The sequence below is a fragment of the Cytobacillus firmus DS1 genome, from assembly GCF_000565285.1.
Taxonomy (GTDB): Bacteria; Bacillota; Bacilli; order Bacillales; family Cytobacillaceae; genus Cytobacillus; species Cytobacillus firmus_A.
In genome coordinates this window covers 1-19,367 of record NZ_APVL01000009.1, presented here as the reverse complement: position 1 = coordinate 19,367, position 19,367 = coordinate 1, and the positions used below count along the sequence as shown (strand labels likewise).

General features: G+C 42.2%; 17 protein-coding genes, 1 tRNA gene, 1 riboswitch and 1 other annotated feature. Of the genes, 17 read left to right on the top strand and 1 reads right to left on the bottom strand.

Annotated features, from left to right (window positions below; translation table 11 throughout):
* Nucleotides 1-41: 41 nt before the first annotated feature.
* Nucleotides 42-1,835 (top strand): excinuclease ABC subunit UvrC, encoded by a 1,794-nt coding sequence (uvrC, locus tag PBF_RS12980; RefSeq protein WP_035330251.1) that lies wholly within the window; start codon nucleotides 42-44, stop codon nucleotides 1,833-1,835.
* Between the two features lie 129 nt (nucleotides 1,836-1,964).
* Nucleotides 1,965-2,144: riboswitch (Lysine riboswitch) on the top strand.
* Between the two features lie 191 nt (nucleotides 2,145-2,335).
* The gene (locus tag PBF_RS12975; protein WP_035330250.1) at nucleotides 2,336-3,565 is read left to right on the top strand and encodes an aspartate kinase; all 1,230 of its coding nucleotides are present in this window, start codon (nucleotides 2,336-2,338) and stop codon (nucleotides 3,563-3,565) included.
* A 57-nt stretch (nucleotides 3,566-3,622) separates the two neighbouring features.
* Here PBF_RS12975 and PBF_RS12970 read toward each other — a convergent pair whose 3' ends face one another.
* Entirely contained in the window at nucleotides 3,623-4,075 is a 453-nt protein-coding gene (locus PBF_RS12970; RefSeq protein ID WP_035330249.1) for a YslB family protein, read from the bottom strand.
* 350 nt (nucleotides 4,076-4,425) lie between these two features.
* On the opposite strand from PBF_RS12970, the gene PBF_RS12965 reads away from it, so the two are divergent.
* The 15 genes from PBF_RS12965 to ilvN all read left to right on the top strand — a co-directional run bounded on the left by PBF_RS12965 (nucleotide 4,426) and on the right by ilvN (nucleotide 19,308).
* Nucleotides 4,426-5,034: a succinate dehydrogenase cytochrome b558 subunit gene (locus PBF_RS12965; protein WP_035330248.1), complete on the top strand. Its 609-nt coding sequence runs from the start codon at nucleotides 4,426-4,428 to the stop codon at nucleotides 5,032-5,034.
* Between the two features lie 186 nt (nucleotides 5,035-5,220).
* Nucleotides 5,221-6,981, top strand: a complete 1,761-nt coding sequence (sdhA, locus tag PBF_RS12960) for a succinate dehydrogenase flavoprotein subunit (protein ID WP_035330247.1) — start codon at nucleotides 5,221-5,223, stop codon at nucleotides 6,979-6,981.
* A 3-nt stretch (nucleotides 6,982-6,984) separates the two neighbouring features.
* Complete coding sequence (gene sdhB, locus PBF_RS12955) at nucleotides 6,985-7,752, top strand: succinate dehydrogenase iron-sulfur subunit (RefSeq protein WP_035330246.1); 768 nt, start codon at nucleotides 6,985-6,987, stop codon at nucleotides 7,750-7,752.
* Nucleotides 7,753-8,177: 425 nt separating this feature from the next.
* Nucleotides 8,178-8,642, top strand: coding sequence for an acyl-CoA thioesterase (locus PBF_RS12950; RefSeq protein ID WP_035330245.1), 465 nt, complete (start codon nucleotides 8,178-8,180; stop codon nucleotides 8,640-8,642).
* A gap of 147 nt (nucleotides 8,643-8,789) precedes the next feature.
* Nucleotides 8,790-9,014, top strand: a complete 225-nt coding sequence (locus tag PBF_RS12945; protein WP_009333184.1) for a helix-turn-helix domain-containing protein — start codon at nucleotides 8,790-8,792, stop codon at nucleotides 9,012-9,014.
* A gap of 158 nt (nucleotides 9,015-9,172) precedes the next feature.
* A complete protein-coding gene (locus PBF_RS12940) occupies nucleotides 9,173-9,631 on the top strand; it encodes a MarR family winged helix-turn-helix transcriptional regulator (protein ID WP_035330244.1) in 459 nt (152 codons plus the stop codon).
* A gap of 10 nt (nucleotides 9,632-9,641) precedes the next feature.
* Nucleotides 9,642-10,436 carry a glutamate racemase gene (racE, locus tag PBF_RS12935; protein WP_035330243.1) on the top strand — a complete coding sequence of 265 codons (795 nt, stop codon included), beginning with the start codon at nucleotides 9,642-9,644 and terminating at the stop codon, nucleotides 10,434-10,436.
* Between the two features lie 99 nt (nucleotides 10,437-10,535).
* Nucleotides 10,536-12,722 (top strand): DNA helicase RecQ, encoded by a 2,187-nt coding sequence (gene recQ, locus PBF_RS12930; protein ID WP_235192255.1) that lies wholly within the window; start codon nucleotides 10,536-10,538, stop codon nucleotides 12,720-12,722.
* 236 nt (nucleotides 12,723-12,958) lie between these two features.
* A complete protein-coding gene (locus PBF_RS12925) occupies nucleotides 12,959-14,026 on the top strand; it encodes a GerMN domain-containing protein (protein ID WP_035330242.1) in 1,068 nt (355 codons plus the stop codon).
* Nucleotides 14,027-14,172: 146 nt separating this feature from the next.
* Nucleotides 14,173-14,943 carry a ribonuclease PH gene (rph, locus tag PBF_RS12920; protein WP_035330241.1) on the top strand — a complete coding sequence of 257 codons (771 nt, stop codon included), beginning with the start codon at nucleotides 14,173-14,175 and terminating at the stop codon, nucleotides 14,941-14,943.
* A 1-nt stretch (nucleotide 14,944) separates the two neighbouring features.
* On the top strand, nucleotides 14,945-15,556 hold the full coding sequence (locus PBF_RS12915) for an XTP/dITP diphosphatase (protein ID WP_035330240.1): 612 nt from the start codon (nucleotides 14,945-14,947) through the stop codon (nucleotides 15,554-15,556).
* A complete protein-coding gene (locus PBF_RS12910; protein WP_035330239.1) occupies nucleotides 15,553-16,071 on the top strand; it encodes a metallophosphoesterase in 519 nt (172 codons plus the stop codon). The genes PBF_RS12915 and PBF_RS12910 overlap by 4 nt, the downstream gene beginning before the upstream one ends.
* 143 nt (nucleotides 16,072-16,214) lie before the next feature.
* Nucleotides 16,215-16,291: transfer RNA gene (locus PBF_RS12905), tRNA-Arg, on the top strand.
* A 445-nt stretch (nucleotides 16,292-16,736) separates the two neighbouring features.
* Nucleotides 16,737-16,992, top strand: a binding site (T-box leader).
* Between the two features lie 79 nt (nucleotides 16,993-17,071).
* Complete coding sequence (gene ilvB / locus PBF_RS12900) at nucleotides 17,072-18,793, top strand: acetolactate synthase large subunit (RefSeq protein ID WP_035330238.1); 1,722 nt, start codon at nucleotides 17,072-17,074, stop codon at nucleotides 18,791-18,793.
* Nucleotides 18,790-19,308 carry an acetolactate synthase small subunit gene (gene ilvN, locus PBF_RS12895; protein ID WP_035330237.1) on the top strand — a complete coding sequence of 173 codons (519 nt, stop codon included), beginning with the start codon at nucleotides 18,790-18,792 and terminating at the stop codon, nucleotides 19,306-19,308. Before ilvB ends, ilvN begins: the two co-directional genes overlap by 4 nt.
* Nucleotides 19,309-19,367 lie beyond the last annotated feature (59 nt).

The following is a 19,367-nucleotide window of genomic DNA, read 5'->3' as shown; positions in this document are numbered from 1 at the left end:
CCTATCAATAAGAAAATTTTTAACCGGGGAGGTGGAGTGCCATGAATGAATCGATAAAGAATAAACTGATGCTTCTGCCTGCCCAGCCAGGCTGCTATTTAATGAAGGACAGACAGGGAACCATTATCTATGTGGGGAAAGCCAAAATCCTCAAAAACCGGGTCAGGTCCTATTTTACAGGCTCACATGACGGAAAAACATTAAGACTTGTTAATGAGATTGTGGACTTTGAGTACATTGTCACTTCTTCAGATATGGAAGCATTGATTCTTGAGATGAATCTGATCAAGAAATATGATCCCAAATATAATGTCATGCTGAAGGACGATAAAAGCTACCCTTTTATTAAATTGACGGCTGAACGCCATCCCCGTTTGATTACAACCAGAAAAGTAAAAAAAGACAGGGGAAAATACTTTGGGCCTTATCCCAATGTGCAGGCTGCCAATGAAACAAAAAAGCTGCTCGACCGTATTTACCCGCTCCGTAAATGTTCAACTCTTCCAGACAGAGTTTGCCTTTATTATCACTTAGGCCAATGTCTTGCACCATGCGTAAAGGAAGTAAGTGAAGACCAATATAAGCAAATGACAGATGAAATTGCAAAATTCTTAAATGGCGGATACAAAGAGATTAAAAAAGACCTAATTGCAAAAATGACAGCCGCTGCAGAAGAATTGGACTTTGAAAGAGCAACAGAGCTAAGAGATAAAATTGCCCATATAGATGCAACGATGGAAAAGCAAAAAATGACAATGACAGATTTTACCGACCGGGATGTATTTGGCTATGCGGTTGATAAAGGGTGGATGTGTGTCCAGGTCTTCTTCATCAGGCAGGGCAAACTCATCGAACGGGATGTATCAATGTTCCCGATTTATAATGAGCCGGAAGAGGAAATTTTAACGTTCCTCGGCCAGTTTTATACTAAAGCAAATCACTTTAAACCCCGTGAAATATTGGCACCTGATTCCGTTGATGCAGTCATGGCAGAACAGCTTCTTGATGTAAAAGTGCTAAAGCCGCAGCGCGGGCAAAAAAAGGACCTGGTGAAGCTTGCTTATAAAAATGCAAAGATTGCTCTCCAGGAAAAGTTTTCTTTAATAGAGCGTGATGAAGAACGGACTATTAAAGCTGTTGAAAATCTGGGGGATCAGCTTGGAATTTATACTCCTCACCGGATTGAAGCATTTGATAATTCAAATATCCAGGGAACGGACCCTGTTTCAGCCATGATCGTTTTTATTGATGGCAAACCAGAGAAAAGAGAGTACCGAAAATATAAAATAAAGTCTGTCAAAGGTCCTGATGATTATGAATCCATGAGAGAAGTAGTCCGGCGCAGGTATACAAGGGTACTGAAAGAAGAACTGCCGCTTCCGGACTTAATCTTGATTGATGGAGGAAAAGGGCATGTTGAAGCTGTACGGGATGTGCTTGAAAATGAGCTTGGTCTGGATATTCCGATTTCAGGCCTGGTGAAGGATGAAAAGCACAGGACTTCTCAGCTCTTATATGGTAATCCGCTTCAAATTATTCCGCTTGCAAGGAACAGCCAGGAATTCTACCTGCTGCAGAGAATTCAGGATGAAGTTCATCGCTTTGCGATTACTTTTCATCGCCAGCTTCGCGGAAAAAGTGCCTTCCAATCTATTCTGGATGAAATTCCGGGCATAGGCGAAAAGCGAAAGAAACAGCTGCTGAAGGCCTTTGGATCTGTTAAGAAAATGAGAGAGGCATCAATTGAGGAGTTTAGAAAAATAGGCATTCCTGCCAATGTTGCTGAGGAGTTAAAGCAAAAGCTTGAGGAACAAAATGGGAACTCCAAGTCTTAAATGGATATAGACAGAAAAATTCAGACATGTTATACTAATTGAAACTTTATATCAATATCACTTTATAGCGATAAAGCGCATGTCCATATAGTTTAAACAAGGTAACGGAACTATTGGACTTAATCGTTAAGTGAAGGTAGAGGTGCGAACTTCATCAGTAAAAGCTTGGAGAAGAATGAGCTTCCATGAAAAGCTTTGAAAGGGTATGTTCGCCGAAGTGGAGAAAATCTCATCATTTTTTCTGCTGGTTCTGCATTGAATAAATGCAGAATTGTCAGGACATTGCCGTCCTGGAGGGCTATCTCACTGTGTTTGCTCACTTATACATTATGGCTGCACAGCAATGGGATAGTAAACTATTCCATTGCTTTTTTTATTGCCCAAAAGGGGTATTTTAGATGTAAGGCCAAAGTCAAATACAGCAGAGTGAACTGTCATGCTTCGCTTACATAGGACGGCAAATCATAAAATTACGAGTTCTTTAGAAAGAAGGGAAAGCTGTGGGAATCATTGTGCAGAAATTCGGAGGCACCTCCGTGGGGTCTGTAGACAGAATTCAAAATGTCGCCAATAGGGTAATTGAAGAAAAAAACCGGGGAAATGATGTTGTTGTGGTTGTTTCAGCAATGGGCAAAACGACTGATCAGCTGGTTGGAATGGCGAGGGAGATTTCCCCCTCCCCGGATAAAAGGGAAATGGACATGCTGCTTACAACCGGTGAACAGGTGACCATCTCTTTATTAGCAATGGCATTAAATGCAAAGGGGCATCCCGCTGTTTCTTTTACAGGGTGGCAGGCTGGTATTAAGACAGAAGCAGTCCATGGCAATGCGAGGATAGTGAATATTGATCCAGGTACCATTCAAGGGGAATTAAACCAGGGGAGAATTGTGATTGTAGCAGGTTTCCAGGGAATGACAGAAGATGGTTCCATCACCACACTTGGCCGCGGCGGATCTGATACAACTGCTGTTGCACTGGCTGCAGCACTTAAAGCAGATAAATGTGATATATATACTGATGTTACCGGTGTGTTTACAACGGACCCCCGCTTTATAAAGAATGCCAGAAAGTTGCATTCTGTGTCCTATGATGAAATGCTTGAGCTGGCCAATTTGGGGGCTGGTGTGCTCCATCCACGAGCAGTTGAATTTGCTAAAAACTACGGACTTCCGCTTGAAGTGCGTTCAAGCCTTGAGAAGGAAGCCGGAACAATCATTGAGGAGGAAGTAAAAATGGAACAAAATTTAGTCGTGCGCGGTGTGGCTTTTGAGGATGACATTACAAGGGTAACGATTATTGGTCTTCCTAATTCACTGACTGGGCTGTCTACTATTTTCTCGGCGCTTGCCAAAAATCATATTAATGTTGATATCATTATCCAGAGCATGACAGAAGCCAAGACAACTAACCTGTCGTTCTCAATCAAGAATGAAGATCTGACGGATACAGTAAAAGTTCTGGAAAAGCATAGAGAACAATTAAATTATGACCGCATTGAGTGGGAATCCGGACTTGCCAAGGTTTCGATTGTCGGCTCTGGCATGATTTCCAATCCGGGTGTTGCTGCAGAAATGTTCGAAGTGCTTTCAGCGAATGAAATTCAGGTGAAAATGGTAAGCACTTCAGAAATTAAAGTATCGGCGGTAGTGGAAAACAGTAAAATGATTGATGCGGTTGATGCTTTACATGAGGCATTTAAGCTGTCTGTTTCTGCAGTTAAGGCATAATTCCAAAGACAATAAGCTATCAGAAAATGATAGCTTATTGTTTGTACATATCAGATGTTAATCAGCAGGATCCTTTTTATCCCACTTTACCGTAATAAGGATTTTGCCGGTTTTCTTGCGGGGATGTTCGAATGCCTCACAAATAACTTCTTTTTGAAATTCAAACTGCTGTGCTATGAAACCAGCCTCGAGCTGAAATGTGCAGTTATTGTTTTTTTGCAAGCGGCCGGCAATCAGCGGGCTTGATAATATCATTTCAAGTTCATGTTTAGATTCGTTTGCGATCGAAAGGCTGCCCCAGCCGGCATTTGTAAAAAACTCGGCAATCTGTTCGGCTGTTTCCAGAGGATACATGCGTGCAAGCCTTTTGCCGGCCCAATATAAAATTTCCGGTGCTTCATTTCCTAAAAGGTCAGGCAAAAGCACTTCCCGGATTAGTTCATAGCCAAATACCGGTACTGACTGTATGTGATCTTCATTAGTGGATTTCGCAGATGCTAATTCGCTCAATAATCTCCCCTCTTTCTATGATTCTATTATATACAATATGCTTGGGGAGTTAACATCAATTCGGGAAAAAATAGAACGATTTGCATAGAAATAATTACTATTTCAGTATACCGGAGAGCTGCATTTAGGTCAGATTGGACCTCAGAAACTTATATGTTTTTTAGCTGTTAGTATTTTTAAAAAATTTTATTAATATGGAACAATTTATGTATCCGTTTTCTTGACGCTCTTTTATCTTGGGAGTAAAATGGACATGTCACATAATTGTAAGAAAATGAATAACATTTTCGAGATGATGTCCTGAGCGGGGGCTCAGCATCGTTTTTTTTAAAATCAGGGGGGGAAAGTTTATGGCAGGTAATCGTGAGTTTTTTAATCGCAGATTGCATTCATTACTTGGAGTAATACCAGTTGGATTGTTTTTGGTGCAGCACCTTGTAGTGAACCATTTTGCAACAGGGGGAGAGGAATCTTTTAATAATGCAGCGCATTTTATGGAAAGTCTTCCATTTAGAATATTCCTTGAAACGTTTGTAATCTATTTACCTTTGCTGTTCCACGCAATCTATGGCCTTTATATTGCTTTTACTGCGAAAAATAACACAAGCAGATACGGATATTTCCGTAACTGGATGTTCATGCTTCAGCGCGTTTCCGGTGTCATTACGCTGGTTTTTGTTGCATGGCATGTTTGGGAAACACGTGTGCAGGCTGCCTTTGGAGCAGAAGTTAACTTTCAGATGATGGAAAATATCCTGTCTAATCCATTTATGTTCTGGTTCTATATTATTGGAGTTATTTCTGCAATTTTCCACTTTGCTAATGGGCTTTGGTCATTCCTTGTCAGCTGGGGACTTACAGTATCTCCTCGTTCACAGGTTATTTCCACTTACGTAACAATCGGAATTTTCATTGCACTATCTATTGTTGGCGTACGTGCTCTGACAGCATTTATTTAATAGACATGAGAGATTATTAGACTTGATCGGATAAAAAGGGAATTGGGCAGCTGCCCGGCTCCGCATCATTGAAAGCGCAAGGCAAAATGCAGCACTTTTGGCAGAGTTAACGCCTTCGGAAGCCACAAGGGGGCCGTTAAGCGGGTGCTGGCGCTTTTCTTACAAGTATTAAGGGAGTGAGTCACGATGGGTAAAGGAAAAGTTATAGTTGTCGGCGGCGGACTAGCCGGTTTGATGGCGACAATTAAAGTAGCAGAATCTGGGACTCCGGTTGAATTATTTTCTCTGGTACCGGTTAAACGTTCTCACTCTGTTTGTGCCCAGGGCGGCATCAACGGAGCGGTAAATACAAAAGGGGAAGGCGATTCTCCTTGGATTCATTTTGACGATACAATTTATGGCGGTGACTTCCTGGCAAACCAGCCGCCTGTAAAAGCAATGGCAGAGGCTGCACCTGGCATCATTCATTTATTTGACCGTATGGGTGTTATGTTTAACCGTACACCTGAAGGTCTGCTGGACTTCCGCCGCTTCGGTGGAACACAGCATCACCGTACTGCTTTTGCCGGTGCTACAACTGGGCAGCAGCTGCTTTATGCAATGGACGAGCAGGTCCGCCGCCATGAAGTGGCAGGATTAGTGACAAAGTATGAGGGCTGGGAATTTCTTGGGGTTGTCATCGATGATGACGGAGCTTGTAAGGGTGTCGTTGCCCAGAACCTGACTTCTATGGAAATTAAGTCTTTTGCTGCAGATGCAGTTATTATGGCATCCGGCGGACCGGGAATTATTTTCGGAAAATCCACTAACTCTGTCATAAACACAGGCTCAGCGGCTTCAATCGTTTATCAGCAGGGTGCTTATTACGCAAATGGGGAATTTATTCAGATTCATCCAACCGCTATCCCTGGAGATGATAAGCTTCGCCTAATGAGTGAATCTGCACGCGGTGAAGGCGGACGAGTATGGACATATAAAGATGGCAAACCATGGTACTTCCTTGAGGAAAAATATCCTGCTTACGGAAACCTGGTGCCTCGTGATATCGCAACGCGTGAAATTTTTGACGTATGTGTTAACCAGAAGCTTGGCATTAATGGGGAGAATATGGTATATCTTGATCTTTCCCATAAAGATCCTAAAGAGCTCGATATTAAGCTTGGCGGAATCATTGAAATCTATGAGAAATTCCAGGGTGAAGACCCTCGTAAAGTGCCAATGAAAATCTTCCCTGCTGTCCACTATTCAATGGGCGGATTATGGGTTGACTATGATCAGATGACAAATATTCCTGGCTTGTTTGCAGCGGGTGAATGTGATTATTCACAGCATGGAGCCAACCGTCTTGGCGCCAACTCACTTCTATCAGCTATTTATGGCGGTATGGTAGCAGGCCCGAATGCTGTCAAGTATATCAGCGGATTAGATAAGAGTGCTGAAGATCTGCCATCATCATTATTTGACCGCCATGTAAAACAGGAAGAAGAAAAATGGAATAATATCATGTCTCTTGATGGCACAGAGAATGCATATGTCCTTCATAAAGAGCTTGGAGAGTGGATGACAGACAATGTAACGGTTGTCCGCCATAATGACAGGCTGTTGAAAACAGATGAAAAAATTGTTGAACTTATGGAGCGCTATAAAAACATTAATATTAATGATACTGCGAAGTGGAGCAATCAGGGGGCAAGCTTTACGCGCCAGCTGCAAAATATGCTTCAATTGGCACGTGTTATTACAATTGGTGCCTATAACCGTAATGAAAGCCGCGGTGCACACTATAAGCCGGACTTCCCTGAACGTAATGATGAGGAATTCATGAAAACAACAATGGCGAAGTTTGTTGATGCAAATTCCGCTCCTGCATTCCATTACGAAGACATTGATGTAAGCTTAATTCCACCGCGTAAGCGTGACTATTCCAAAAAGAAAGGGGAGAACTAAATCATGCAAGAAACAAAAACTAAAACAGTACGTTTTGTAATCAGCCGCCAGGATACTCCTGATTCAGCCCCTTATCAGGAAGAATTTGAAATTGATTACCGTCCGAATATGAATGTTATTTCAGCCCTTATGGAGATTCGCCGCAATCCGGTTAACGTGAAGGGTGAAGATACTACCCCAATCGCATGGGATATGAACTGCCTTGAAGAAGTCTGCGGTGCTTGTTCAATGATTATTAATGGAAAGCCCCGCCAGTCATGTACGGCACTTGTAGATCAGCTGGAACAGCCGATCCGTCTTGAGCCGATGCGCACGTTCCCTGTAGTCCGTGACCTGCAGGTCGATAGAAGCCGTATGTTTGATTCTCTGAAAAAGGTTAAAGCATGGATTCCGATCGATGGCACGTATGATTTGGGACCGGGACCGCGTATGCCTGAGAGAAAGCGCCAATGGGCATATGAGCTTTCAAAATGCATGACATGCGGTGTTTGCCTGGAAGCATGTCCGAATGTTAACAGCAAATCTGACTTTATCGGACCGGCTCCTTTATCACAGGTTCGCTTGTTCAATGCTCACCCAACTGGTGAAATGAATAAAGCTGAACGTCTGGAGCAAATCATGGGTGATGGCGGACTTGCCAATTGCGGTAACTCTCAAAACTGTGTACAATCCTGCCCGAAAGGCATTCCTTTAACAACATCCATTGCGGCACTAAACCGTGATACAACATTCCAATCTTTCAAAAACTTCTTCGGAAGCGACCAGATCTAAACATGATAAAACCCCTTTCCTTTTGGAGAGGGGTTTTTAGTCTATATTCGTACAATTTGTTTTTTTAAACAGCAATTAGTATTTAACCACTGAGTTGATTGGAGTGGAAGGTGCGAGATCTTCGAAAATGCATCCGCATTTTCTTCGTGCGGTGTGGATTCAAGGAAGCTTATTCAACGTCCTACGGGAGTAGCGTACCAAGGGAGACCCCGCAGACGCGGAGCGGTGAGGAGGCTCCCGGCAGCCCTGTGGGTTCGCTGAGTGCCTGCAACGGAAATCAACGGGCTGGGTTAATTTTCATAATTAGATTAGAGGCATAATCTTTTATTTAACATATGGTGATAGGTTTTCAAATAATTCAAAAAACACTATAATGAAATATAACAGAGTGAATGCTCATTCATAAAAAATTGGGAGGAACCAGCATGAAAAAATTGGGCTATATAGATGATTTTAAAAAATGGGAAGAAGAATTCATTTTCTTTCATCCAGTAAAAGTCAGATTTTCTGAAACTGATATGTTTGGACATTTGAACAATACCATTCCATTTACATATTATGAAGAAGCACGGATAGAATTCTTTAAAAGCAAGGGCTTTATGCAGGACTGGGTAAAGGATGATAATGAAACCATACCAGTTGTAGCAGACCTCCAATGCGATTTTATCAGCCAGGTTTTCTTTGATGAAGAGATACAAATATACGTTAAAGCTGCTTCAATAGGGAATTCTTCTGTTGATCTTCATTATATGGGCAGGAAATCAGACGGTTCAGTTTGCTTCACCGGCAGGGGGACGATGGTGCAGATATCAAAGGTGACAGGCAAGGGTGTGCCTTGGACCGAAAAAATGAAAAAAATGCTGAAAAGCGGGGTTAAAGTACGAGCCTAGCGGCACAATGGCACATTTCCTGAAAATAACTTTCTCCTTTCACTAAATATAGTCACTTCGGCTGTTTTGCTGACATATGATATGGTGACTAAATATATACCCATCCCGCGGTTCATAGCTGGCGAAAGGCAAGGAGGGTTACAATACTTGAAGGAGAATGAATATACTCACAAGCCGTTACTCACCAAACGAGAAAGAGAAGTATTCGAATTGTTAGTACAAGATAAAACAACAAGGGAAATCGCTGGTGAATTGTTTATAAGTGAAAAAACGGTTCGGAACCACATTTCTAATGCCATGCAAAAGCTTGGTGTAAAGGGGCGATCACAAGCTGTTGTAGAGCTCCTTCGAATGGGAGAGCTAGAACTTTAATTTAGACCGGCTATCCTTCTGGGAAGCCGGTTATCACATTATATAGGGAATATTTCATTATTGGATTTATTTCTGTCTTGAAATTTATTAGGAAAAAGGTGAAAATAAATGCACAAGGGCAGAAAACATCGTAAAAGCTTAAATGGGAGTGTTTATGAATGAAGCTGGAAGATCCTAAAACAAATGAAATAAATGATGTTGTAGCTGATATTGAAAAAGACTTAAGATACATATCCGGCATTATCAAGCAAAAGGGAAGGGAAATTCTAAGTGATTTTACCATTACCCCTCCTCAGTTTGTGGCATTGCAATGGCTGTTTGAAGAAGGCGATATGACTATCGGCGAGCTTTCAAATAAAATGTATCTTGCATGCAGCACGACAACAGATCTTGTTGACCGAATGGAGAAAAACAGCCTTGTGAAAAGAGTGAAAGACCCAAATGACCGAAGAGTAGTACGGATCCATCTGCTTGATGAAGGTGAGCGGATTATTGAAGAAGTTATTAAAAAACGCCAGGATTACTTAAAAGAGGTTCTTAAAAATTCTTCACATAATGAGGTCTTGTTCTTAAAAGATAACCTAATGAAATTACACCATGATATGCGCGGAGAATGAGGCGGTACTTTTGAAACAACCTATAGGAATCATTGACTCCGGAGTGGGGGGCTTAACGGTCGCAAAAGAAATCATGAGGCAGCTGCCAAATGAAGACATTGTATACCTCGGAGATACAGCACGATGCCCGTACGGCCCGCGTCCTGGTGAAGAGGTGAAATCCTTTACCTGGCAAATGACGGAGTACTTGCTTAATGAAAACATTAAAATGCTTGTTATAGCCTGTAATACAGCTACTGCTGTCGCTCTGGAGGAAATACGCAAAGAACTTCCGATACCGGTTATCGGTGTCATTTTCCCAGGCGCAAGAACAGCTATTAAAGTGACGGAAAATCATATAATTGGTGTCATTGGCACAGAGGGGACAGTCAAAAGCAAGGCATATGAAAATGCGCTGATTCAGATAAACAGCAGGTCTGCCGTGCATAGTCTTGCATGTCCAAAATTCGTTCCTCTTGTAGAGAGCGGGGAGTATGAAGGCTCAGTTGCCAAAAAAATAGTGGCTGAGACGCTTCAGCCCTTAAAAGGAAAAGGAATGGATACGCTCATTCTTGGATGTACTCATTATCCTTTATTAGAACCGATTATTAAAAATGTAATGGGTAAAAATGTAAAGGTCATCAGCTCAGGTGAGGAAACAGCAAGGGAAGCAAGTACCATTCTGCACCACCATGGCCTTCTTAAAGCTGGGGATGAGAATCCTGAATATAAATTCTGTACAACTGGCTCCAAGGCCATTTTTTCTAAAATTGCTTCAAAGTGGCTTGGGTTCTCTGTAAATGATGTTGAAAAAATTTCGCTTTAATATACGCAGACACCTTCTGAACTTTTTCAGAAGGTGTTTTTATGAGAATAAAATTCTGATTGTTTCTTTTAGATTACTTTTTAAGCAAGCTTTGGTATCATGAAACAGAAAGAAAAACTATACTTAATTGAGTTGGTGATCAATTTGCTGGCACAAGCCGAAAACTATTTGAAAAAATATTTTGGATATACTTCTTTCCGTCCCGGCCAACAGGAGATTATTCAGAATATCCTCTCACAAACCAATACTCTTGGCATTCTCCCAACTGGAGGCGGAAAGTCAATCTGCTTTCAAATACCCGCTCTTGTACTCCCCGGAACGGCCATTGTGATTTCTCCCTTAATTTCCCTGATGAAGGATCAAGTAGATGCCCTTAGCACTGCAGGCATCCATGCTGCTTTTATAAACAGCACACTGTCATCTGCTGAGTACCAGCACATTGTGGCTGGAATACGCAATGGAGAATATAAGCTCGTGTATGTGGCACCGGAACGATTTGGGTCGATTGCCTTTTTGGAATTGTTAAACGATATTTCAATCAATGCGATCATCTTTGATGAAGCACATTGCATTTCTCAATGGGGACATGACTTCCGGCCAAGTTATCGTTCCGTTGTCTCAGAGCTTAGCAATCTGTACCAGAAACCTGTGATCGCTGCTTTGACCGCAACAGCAACAAGGGATGTCGCAGAAGATATTCGCAGGCTTCTAAACATCGGTGAGGAAAATACGTTTATAACTGGCTTTGCAAGGGATAATCTATCCTTTCACGTATTGAAGGGTGTTAACAAAAGAGATTTTCTATTGCAGACCATAAATAAACATAAAAACGAAGCAGGAATTATTTATACTTCTAGCCGCAGGGAGACAGACCAACTGTACCAGTTCTTAAAAGGCAAGAATTGCTCAGTTGCCAAATATCATGCAGGCTTAAAGGAAGAAGAACGAAAAAAAGCACAGGATGCCTTTGTATACGATGAATCAGATATTATGGTCGCAACAAATGCTTTTGGAATGGGGATTGATAAATCCAATGTCAGATATGTCATCCACTATAATCTTCCGCGGAACATTGAAGCTTATTATCAGGAAGCGGGAAGGGCAGGAAGAGATGGAGAGGATAGCATATGTTATTTGCTGTTTGCTCCCCAGGATATCCAGCTGCAGAAATTTTTGATTGAGGAGAGCAGTCTGGATCCCCGGAAAATGGAGCAGGAATACAGCAAGTTAAAGGATATGGTTAATTACTGCCATACAGAGCAATGCCTTCAATCCTATATCATTGATTATTTTGATGAGAATGCCGAACCTATTCTCTGCGGCAAATGCAGCAGCTGCCTGGATGAACGGACAAGCATCGATATTACTCAGGAAGCTTTAATGATTTTTTCGTGCATTAAGAGGATGGGAGAAAGATTTGGCGTTACTTTGACTGCCCAGGTTTTAAAAGGCTCCAATAATAAAAGAATCCATGAGCTTAATTTTAATCAACTTTCCACATTTGGATTGATGAAAAACCGTAAAGAGAAAGAGATTGCTGATATGATCAACTACCTGCTGGCTGAGGAGTATCTCATTTTAACAGATGGAAAATATCCGACAGTAAGGCTGTCAGCAAATGCAGTTCCTGTCTTGAAAGGACAGAAAAAACTATCCATGAAAATTAGTGAACCTGTACCTGTTCAGGAAGCAGATGAAAACATTGAACTTTTTGAGATGCTGAGGAAACTCAGGAAAAAGATTGCAGATGAAGAAAATGTTCCTCCTTTTGTTGTATTTGCTGATACCGCATTAAAAGAAATGTGCCGTTATTTTCCCGTGAGCAAAGACATGATGTTAAATATAAAAGGTGTAGGGCAAATGAAGTTTGATAAGTATGGGGAGTATTTTATTCAGGCAATCAAAGAATTTGCCGAAGAACATAATATTTCCCCTATGCCTGCAGCAGAGGCGCCTTCAATGACAGAGGAACCACAGGATGAACGTCCAAGCTACCAGATTTCCTTTGATTATTATAAGGATGGAAACTCCATAAGTGAAATAGCCAAAAAGCGAAACTTTTCCCCTATAACGATTCAGGAGCATATCTTCCGCTCCATCAAAGAAGGCAATGCAATTGACTGGTCAGATATCTTCAATGAAACGGAAGAAAAGCTTGTTTTACAGGCAGCTGAAAAAGCTGGAAGAGATAAACTTAAGCCAATTAAAGAAGAACTTCCGGACGAAATAGATTATTTTAAAATCAAAGCAGTCCTGGTAAAAGACGAACTGCAGAAGCAAAATTGACTAAGAAGCTCCTTATTGGGGCTTCTTTCTATGATAGATAAGAGAATTTTGAACGTCGATAACTGTCTAGCGCAAGCAGCCTGCCCCCTCGAGGTGTCGGGGGTGGGCAAGGCGCTTGCGCTTTCAGATTGTCCAAATTTGTCAAAAATCTATTCACAGTTTTATCCCAAAAGACGGTCTAAATTACAGATAGGCTCGTATACATGTAGTACAAACTGTCTCAGGGGGGATTATGTATGTCTATAAATAAAAAAACGTCTATAGTGTCAGCTGTGCTGGTATCATCTGTATTATTATCAGGCTGCGGATTGTTTGGAAGCCAGGGGAAAGAAAAGGTCGATCCGCCAAAAGCAGTATCTTATACCGATGAAGGCGAAAGTGTCGCCGAAGAAACAGCTGGAAAAGAAACAGCCGAAAATGAAGAGGGTGTTACGGCAAATCTTAAAACAGAGCTTTACTTGATTGATAAAAATGGGTATGTCGTTCCCCAGACAATTGAACTTCCAAAAACGAATTCAGTTGCTACACAGGCGTTAGAATACCTTGTGGAAAACGGTCCTGTTACAGAGCTTCTTCCTAATGATTTTCGTGCAGTTCTTCCGGCTGACACAAAAGTTTCTGTAAATATTAAAGATAAAGTGGCAACGGTCGATTTTTCAAAAGAGTTTCAGGAATATGCTAAGGAAGACGAAAAGAAGATTCTCCAATCAGTTACCTGGACACTTACACAATTTGATTCTATTGATAAAGTTAAGCTGACATTAAACGGACATGAATTAAAAGAGATGCCTGTGAATGGCACTCCGGTCAGTTCGGCGTTAAGTAGAGCCAATGGAATAAACATGGATACAACAGAAGTAGTAGATATCACGAATACGAAGCCGGTGACCGTTTATTATCTGGGCGGGGATGAAGAAAATTATTATTACGTGCCTGTTACCAAGCGTGTAAGCAATGATATGGACAATAAAGTTGAAGCTGTTGTATCCGAACTGATAAAAGGGCCGAACTATGCATCCAATTTGGTGACAGATTTCCTTCCGGATGTAGAGCTGCTTGAAGCTCCAAAAATTGATGACGGAAAAGTCACATTAAACTTTAATGAAAATGTTTTCAGCAGCTTCGAAGAGAAAATGATTTCCAAGCACTTGCTGAACGCACTTGTCCTTTCCCTCACTGAACAAAAGGGCATCGAAAGCGTAGCTGTTACAGTCGATGGCAAAGCAGAGATTGTTAATGAAGATGGGGAAAAACTATCCGAGCCTGTAACACGTCCTGAAAATGTGAATACAGGAAGTTTTTAATATAGCAGATTTTGTTATACTATATAGTAACAGGAAAAAGAGGTTGGCATTTAATGCCGCCTCTTCTTTGTTGGTAAAATAGGCATGCCAATATAACTGGGCAAATGCCCATGTTCAATATAAGCAAATGAAGGGGGAATCAGCTTATGCGCGCAGATGGACGTGAACCAAAGCAGCTTAGGCCAATACATATTGAAACTGATTATTTAAAGCATCCTGAGGGCTCTGTACTCATTACTGTGGGAGACACAAAGGTGATTTGTACAGCAAGCATTGACGAAAGGGTCCCTCCTTTTATGAGAGGACAGGGAAAAGGCTGGATAACCGCTGAATATTCCATGCTTCCCAGGGCAACAGAACAGAGAAATATCAGGGAATCTGCAAAAGGAAAAATTACAGGGAGAACAATGGAAATTCAGCGTCTGATCGGCCGTGCACTCCGCGCGGTAGTGGATCTTGATGCGCTTGGCGAAAGAACGGTATGGCTTGATTGCGACGTAATACAGGCTGATGGAGGGACACGGACAGCTTCCATTACAGGAGCCTTTATTGCAATGGCCCAGGCGATGGATAAGCTTTACAGCAGCAAGAAGCTTTCAAGCTATCCAATCAATGATTTCCTTGCGGCCACAAGCGTGGGAATTCTTACTGACAAGCAGGCTGCAGTGGATTTGAATTATATTGAAGACTCCTCTGCTGAAGTGGATATGAATGTCGTCATGACTGGCAGCGGGGAGTTTGTAGAGCTTCAGGGAACTGGAGAAGAAGCGACTTTTTCTTATGGACAGCTTCAGGAAATGCTTGGTGCTGCACAGGAAGGGATATCAGAGCTGCTTGAACTTCAAAAGTCGGCACTTGGAGAGAATATCTCAAGGAGCATTCAAAGCAAAAGAGAAAAGCTTGCGGGGAGGGCATAACATGCAGGAAGTCATAATCGCTACTAAAAATGCAGGCAAAGCCAGCGAGTTTGAACGGATGTTCAAGCCTCTTGGATACGAAGTAAAAACCCTGCTGGATTATCCTGATTTTCAGGATGTTGAGGAGACAGGCAGCACGTTTGAAGAGAATGCCATTCTCAAAGCGGAAGCTGTTTCAGAAGCTTTCGGAAGAATGGTAATTGCCGATGATTCAGGATTGATCATTGATGCGCTTGGAGGAAAGCCGGGCATCTATTCCGCCCGCTATGCAGGAGAAGAAAAAAACGACCAGAAAAACATGGAAAAGGTTCTTGATGAGCTCGAAAGCATTCCGGATCATAAGCGGCAGGCGCGGTTCTATTGCGCTCTTGCAATCGCTGCACCAGGGAAAACTACACTAACAGCTGCAGGAACATGTGAAGGCCATATTTTAAGAGAAAAAAGAGGGACTAATGGTTTTGGCTATGATCCTATTTTCTTTGCAGAAGAGAAAGACAAAGCAATGGCTGAATTAAGGCCGGAGGAAAAAAGCCAGATCAGCCATAGGGCAAATGCGCTCAAAAAGCTGGAGGAGCTGCTTCCTTTTTTCGTGGCCGGAGCTGAGAAATCATGAAGGTTCTGATAGTCAGTGATAGCCATGGGTTAACCTCTGAACTCAGCCAAATCCGCGAAATGCATCCTGATATGGATCTGATGATTCATTGCGGAGATTCTGAGCTTCAGGCAGATCATGACTCATTAGAAGGCTATGCTGCTGTAAGAGGCAATTGCGACTTTGATGCAGCATTCCCGGAGGATAGAATAGAAGAAGCTGGAGGACTCCGCTTTTTTGTCACACACGGCCACAGATATAACGTTAAGTCTACCTTAATGAACCTTTCATACAAGGCACGTGAAATGAAAGCAGATATCGTATGCTTTGGCCATTCACATGGTCTGGGAGCTGAAATGTCTGAGGGGATATTATTTATTAACCCTGGAAGCATACGGCAGCCTAGAGGAAGAAAGGAAAAAACATATGTCATTCTGGAAGCCAGGGGAAAGGATATTACACTGGATGTGTATGACTTATCTAATGGGATAATTCCTGAACTGACACAAAATTTTTCACTGGTAAAAAGCGAGTAATTTGAATATAATTATTGAGGGAAGCCGGTCTTCCCTCAATAATAAAAAAATATTTTACAAAGTGTTGACTTCTTAACATTTGTCTAATATAATAAATCTTGTCGTTGAGTTATTAATCTCAATCAAGAAAAAATATTCAATACGTCCCAGTAGCTCAGCTGGATAGAGCAACGGCCTTCTAAGCCGTCGGTCGGGAGTTCGAATCTCTCCTGGGACGCCACTTACACATCTGGAAACACTACATATCTTACCGAATTTTACTCACCTTTTTGGTGGGTTTTTTTGTTTTTAAATGAGTCTGAATGACAGCAACCCGCCAGTGTTTTTTTTAATTGCCCCTATAACCCTCAACAGCTGTGTTATCTCCCTTATTAAAAAAATAAAAAAAAATTTTGTCCCATGGAATGTGAATATATCAACAATGTAAGCGGATACAGAATAACAGATTAATCTAAATTATCAAATAATTCATAAAAAGGGTGTTGACGGCTGATAAAAATGGGCGTAAGATAGTCCTCAATATAAGAAATTTACACCATCAAGTTAAGTGGAACAATAAACGTCATCCAAGTTAAATCTATCTCGCAATATGAAGTTTTGGGTTTTTTTAATCTATTAATTCAATGGTTTAAAGCGTTATTGTGTTGAGGTTAAATCTCAGAATAGGAAAAGCGTAGAAGAGGATAAGTAGTTTTATGACAGGCATTCACAGAGAGCCGGATCTGCTGAAACCCGGTAATGCCCTCTTAAAATGAACTCACCTCTGAGCGCAGTCCTGAAAGATGATCGACTAGGGGCTGCCGGGTGTCCTTCACCCGTTATCAAAACGAACAGCACATCGCTGTTCATGAGTGCACGCATCATAAGCGTGAATCAGGGTGGTACCGTGGAACAGGTGATCAAAGCCTTTTCATCCCTTATACCTACAATCGTTAGGTTTCTTTAGGGGTGGAAGGGCTTTTTATATTGGAGTTTAAAAACATGAGGAGGTTATCAACAAATGCTGCAGGAAGCTGCCTTAACAGAAACAAAAACGGAGACACATCCTGTCACCGGCGCTGATCTGTTATTAAGAGCCTTGGAGAAAGAAAATGTTGAAGTGATTTTTGGTTATCCTGGAGGAGCTGTTCTTCCACTTTACGACAAGCTGTATCATTCAAAGATTCTTCATGTGCTGCCGCGTCATGAACAGGGAGGAATTCATGCTGCCGAAGGGTATGCCCGGATATCTGGAAAGCCCGGTGTCGTAATTGCCACTTCAGGACCAGGAGCCACTAATATTGTTACCGGTCTTGCAGACGCAATGATGGATTCACTTCCGCTGATTGTTTTTACAGGCCAGGTAGCAACGGGAGTCATTGGATCGGACGCCTTTCAGGAGGCAGATATCCTGGGGATAACCACTCCAATTACAAAATACAATTATCAGGTCCGCAGCATTGAAGATATCCCGAGAATTGTTAAAGAAGCTTTTTATATAGCTTCAACCGGCAGACCAGGACCAGTGCTGATCGATATCCCCAAAGATATCGCTGCGGGAATTTCAGATCAGCCCGAGGAAGAAAAGGAAGTGAATCTGCCGGGATATCAGCCAACATTAAAACCAAATTACCTGCAAATAAGGAAATTAACTGAAGCGGTCAGCAGATCAAAAAAGCCTGTTATCCTGGCTGGTGCCGGCGTGCTTCATGGAAGAGCATCCAAAGAGTTAAAAGATTACGCAGAGCAGCAGAAGATTCCTGTTATTCACACACTCTTGGGCCTTGGAGGGTTCCCGGCAGATCATCCATTATTCATCGGAATGGCAGGGATGCATGGCTGTTATGCAGCAAATATGGGACTCACGGAATGTGACTTGCTGATAAATATTGGAGCCCGTTTTGATGACAGATTAACGGGGAATTTACAGCATTTTGCACCACATGCAACAGTCGCCCATATTGATATTGACCCTGCTGAAATCGGTAAAAATGTTCCAACGTCCATCCCGATTGTCGCAGATGCAAAAGAAGCTCTTGAGCAGCTGATTCTGCAGGATGGAAAACCGCCGGCCCATAAAGAATGGATGGAAACCATCCTGAGGTGGCAGGAGGAATATCCATATTTCTATGATAAAGAATCCGGACGGCTGAAGCCCCAGAAAGTCATGGAAATGCTTCATTCAAAAACAGAAGGGAACGCTATCGTCGTAACAGATGTAGGACAGCATCAAATGTGGGCAGCCCAATATTACCGCTTTAATAAGGCAGACAGATGGGTGACATCAGGGGGTCTTGGAACAATGGGATTTGGTTTCCCTGCAAGCATCGGCGCTCAGCTGGCTGACCCGGATGCATGCGTACTCGCTATTTGCGGAGATGGAGGGTTCCAAATGTCAACGCAGGAGCTAGCCATTATACAGGAAATGAACCTGCCGGTAAAAATTATCATTTTTAATAACATGGCCCTTGGCATGGTTCGGCAATGGCAGGAGATTTTTTATGAATCCCGCTTCTCTCACAGCAAAATCCCGGTACAGCCTTCTTTCGTAAAATTGGCAGAAGCCTACGGGATAAAAGGATATGTCATTCAATCTGAGGCAGAGGCTGAAGAGGTATTGGATGAAGTGCTTCATAGCCGCGAACCAGTGCTTATCGATTTCAGGGTGGATCCGGATGAAAATGTGTATCCGATGATTGCGCCAGGAAAAGGACTTCATGAAATGGCAGGTGTAAAACCATGAAACGAATCATATGCCTGACTGTGATGAATCGGCCGGGTGTTCTAAACAGAATCACAAATCTATTTTCCAAAAGAAACTTTAATATTGAAAGCATTTCAGTCGGCCTGTCCGAACATGAAGGGATGTCGCGAATAACTTGTGTGGTCCATGTTGAGGACTCCGGTGCCAGCGAACAAATTACAAAACAGCTGAACAAGCAAATCGATGTGATAAAAGTAACGGATATCACGGATCAGTCAATAGTCGCAAGAGAGCTTGCCCTTATTAAAGTTCAGGCAGTCCCATATACAAGAAATGAGATTTACTCTTTAATTGAACCTTTCAGAGCTTCTGTGATAGATGTCAGCAAGGATAGCATGACCGTTCAGATTACAGGTGAATCTGATAAAGTAGAAGCATTTATTGAACTCATTAAACCATACGGAATCAAAGAGCTTGCCAGGACGGGAACAACCGCATTCCCTAGAGGAACACAGCGTACTTCCCAGCAGTCCAAGTCATACTCTATTGTTTAATTATTAATTACTGAGTGTGCGAGACTCCTGCGGGAGTAGCGGGACAGGTGAGACCCCGC

What these genes read in the sequence shown, in the direction of transcription:
- uvrC (WP_035330251.1), top strand. Translation starts at nt 42, where the DNA reads ATGAATGAATCGATAAAGAATAAACTGATGCTTCTGCCTGCCCAGCCA.
- PBF_RS12965 (WP_035330248.1), top strand. Translation starts at nt 4,426, where the DNA reads ATGGCAGGTAATCGTGAGTTTTTTAATCGCAGATTGCATTCATTACTT.
- sdhA (WP_035330247.1), top strand. Translation starts at nt 5,221, where the DNA reads ATGGGTAAAGGAAAAGTTATAGTTGTCGGCGGCGGACTAGCCGGTTTG.
- sdhB (WP_035330246.1), top strand. Translation starts at nt 6,985, where the DNA reads ATGCAAGAAACAAAAACTAAAACAGTACGTTTTGTAATCAGCCGCCAG.
- PBF_RS12950 (WP_035330245.1), top strand. Translation starts at nt 8,178, where the DNA reads ATGAAAAAATTGGGCTATATAGATGATTTTAAAAAATGGGAAGAAGAA.
- PBF_RS12940 (WP_035330244.1), top strand. Translation starts at nt 9,173, where the DNA reads ATGAAGCTGGAAGATCCTAAAACAAATGAAATAAATGATGTTGTAGCT.
- recQ (WP_235192255.1), top strand. Translation starts at nt 10,536, where the DNA reads ATGAAACAGAAAGAAAAACTATACTTAATTGAGTTGGTGATCAATTTG.
- PBF_RS12925 (WP_035330242.1), top strand. Translation starts at nt 12,959, where the DNA reads ATGTCTATAAATAAAAAAACGTCTATAGTGTCAGCTGTGCTGGTATCA.
- rph (WP_035330241.1), top strand. Translation starts at nt 14,173, where the DNA reads ATGCGCGCAGATGGACGTGAACCAAAGCAGCTTAGGCCAATACATATT.
- PBF_RS12915 (WP_035330240.1), top strand. Translation starts at nt 14,945, where the DNA reads ATGCAGGAAGTCATAATCGCTACTAAAAATGCAGGCAAAGCCAGCGAG.
- PBF_RS12910 (WP_035330239.1), top strand. Translation starts at nt 15,553, where the DNA reads ATGAAGGTTCTGATAGTCAGTGATAGCCATGGGTTAACCTCTGAACTC.
- ilvB (WP_035330238.1), top strand. Translation starts at nt 17,072, where the DNA reads ATGCTGCAGGAAGCTGCCTTAACAGAAACAAAAACGGAGACACATCCT.
- ilvN (WP_035330237.1), top strand. Translation starts at nt 18,790, where the DNA reads ATGAAACGAATCATATGCCTGACTGTGATGAATCGGCCGGGTGTTCTA.